This is a genomic window from Bradyrhizobium sp. 18BD (assembly GCF_054185225.1).
The window spans coordinates 1-2,500 of sequence record NZ_JAVAYL010000045.1; the positions used below are offsets into that span (position 1 = coordinate 1).

Below are 2,500 nucleotides of genomic sequence, written 5' to 3' on the forward strand. Positions count from 1 at the left end.
CTCGCTTCTGAAGAGCTTCGGCTTTTTGGATCGAGACCGGACGAAAGACTTCGGCGGTACACGTTTTAAAGGAAACACCATCGTTGCCAGCGATGTGAATCGCAGGCAGCGCATCGACTTCGGTCGATAATGGTGGGACCTCGTCAAACGTTGTGATCAGCCGGTTCAAAGTTCAAGTCCAACTTGAGAGTTTGATCCTGGCTCAGAGCGAACGCTGGCGGCAGGCTTAACACATGCAAGTCGAGCGGGCGTAGCAATACGTCAGCGGCAGACGGGTGAGTAACGCGTGGGAACGTACCTTTTGGTTCGGAACAACACAGGGAAACTTGTGCTAATACCGGATAAGCCCTTACGGGGAAAGATTTATCGCCGAAAGATCGGCCCGCGTCTGATTAGCTAGTTGGTAGGGTAATGGCCTACCAAGGCGACGATCAGTAGCTGGTCTGAGAGGATGATCAGCCACATTGGGACTGAGACACGGCCCAAACTCCTACGGGAGGCAGCAGTGGGGAATATTGGACAATGGGGGCAACCCTGATCCAGCCATGCCGCGTGAGTGATGAAGGCCCTAGGGTTGTAAAGCTCTTTTGTGCGGGAAGATAATGACGGTACCGCAAGAATAAGCCCCGGCTAACTTCGTGCCAGCAGCCGCGGTAATACGAAGGGGGCTAGCGTTGCTCGGAATCACTGGGCGTAAAGGGTGCGTAGGCGGGTCTTTAAGTCAGGGGTGAAATCCTGGAGCTCAACTCCAGAACTGCCTTTGATACTGAAGATCTTGAGTTCGGGAGAGGTGAGTGGAACTGCGAGTGTAGAGGTGAAATTCGTAGATATTCGCAAGAACACCAGTGGCGAAGGCGGCTCACTGGCCCGATACTGACGCTGAGGCACGAAAGCGTGGGGAGCAAACAGGATTAGATACCCTGGTAGTCCACGCCGTAAACGATGAATGCCAGCCGTTAGTGGGTTTACTCACTAGTGGCGCAGCTAACGCTTTAAGCATTCCGCCTGGGGAGTACGGTCGCAAGATTAAAACTCAAAGGAATTGACGGGGGCCCGCACAAGCGGTGGAGCATGTGGTTTAATTCGACGCAACGCGCAGAACCTTACCAGCCCTTGACATGTCCAGGACCGGTCGCAGAGATGTGACCTTCTCTTCGGAGCCTGGAACACAGGTGCTGCATGGCTGTCGTCAGCTCGTGTCGTGAGATGTTGGGTTAAGTCCCGCAACGAGCGCAACCCCCGTCCTTAGTTGCTACCATTTAGTTGAGCACTCTAAGGAGACTGCCGGTGATAAGCCGCGAGGAAGGTGGGGATGACGTCAAGTCCTCATGGCCCTTACGGGCTGGGCTACACACGTGCTACAATGGCGGTGACAATGGGATGCTAAGGGGCGACCCTTCGCAAATCTCAAAAAGCCGTCTCAGTTCGGATTGGGCTCTGCAACTCGAGCCCATGAAGTTGGAATCGCTAGTAATCGTGGATCAGCACGCCACGGTGAATACGTTCCCGGGCCTTGTACACACCGCCCGTCACACCATGGGAGTTGGTTTTACCTGAAGACGGTGCGCTAACCAGCAATGGAGGCAGCCGGCCACGGTAGGGTCAGCGACTGGGGTGAAGTCGTAACAAGGTAGCCGTAGGGGAACCTGCGGCTGGATCACCTCCTTTCTAAGGATGATCCTTCAGCGAGCCTCGAGCTCACTATCGGATCGTTTTAGAAACATCAGTGGCCAACAGATCGCCAGATCGTTGAGCTGCATTGGCGGGATTTCGCCGTCTACGTTTCTCTTTCTTCGCGGACGAACACGCGCTGGGCCTGCATCTGCAGGATCCGGGGTCCTTAACGGGATGTGCGTTAGGGGCTTGTAGCTCAGTTGGTTAGAGCGCGCGCTTGATAAGCGTGAGGTCGGAAGTTCAAGTCTTCCCAGGCCCACCACGCTTCGCCGATGGCTTCGCGTGGCACCGCCACGCAAGACACGAAGCGAAGCGTGTCCGGCATAGCCCGAAGGGCGACGCCGGACTTTTGAGGGGCGCTTCGTCTTCTGGTTACGGGGCCATAGCTCAGCTGGGAGAGCGCGTGCTTTGCAAGCATGAGGTCGTCGGTTCGATCCCGTCTGGCTCCACCAGATGGTTTGATCACCGAGGTCATGCACCGTCGTCCGCGATACATCACTTCGCATCTTGCTAGTCTGGATAGACAGCAGGTTGCGTGTTTTCTGACATCGTAAAGAGGAGATCGATCCGAGTTGGGTCGTGCAGCAGATTGTTGCGCGGGCCTTCATTATCTCCGGATCATTTTCGGCGCTCGTGCGTCGTTCAGTGCAGCTCACAAGGTTGCTTCTGAAAGACATGCGAGTTGTAAAATGATCCTTTTAGCGAAGCTTGACCGCCTCGCTATCGGAACGATCTTACGAAGCAAGCTGGTCTTTCTAGTCAATGTCCGGCTGTACGTAGCATTCATCGAGGGTGCGCGCCGCAAGGCAATCGTACAGACAACATT

General features: G+C 55.2%; 2 tRNA genes and 1 rRNA gene. All 3 read left to right on the forward strand.

Annotated elements, in window-relative coordinates:
- The first annotated feature begins 179 nt into the window (after window positions 1-179).
- The 3 genes from RAD16_RS40245 to RAD16_RS40255 all read left to right on the forward strand — a co-directional run bounded on the left by RAD16_RS40245 (window position 180) and on the right by RAD16_RS40255 (window position 2,126).
- Window positions 180-1,668, forward strand: a 16S ribosomal RNA gene (locus tag RAD16_RS40245).
- Between the two features lie 191 nt (window positions 1,669-1,859).
- Window positions 1,860-1,936 (forward strand) — tRNA-Ile (locus RAD16_RS40250).
- Window positions 1,937-2,050: 114 nt separating this feature from the next.
- Window positions 2,051-2,126, forward strand: a tRNA-Ala gene (locus RAD16_RS40255).
- Window positions 2,127-2,500 lie beyond the last annotated feature (374 nt).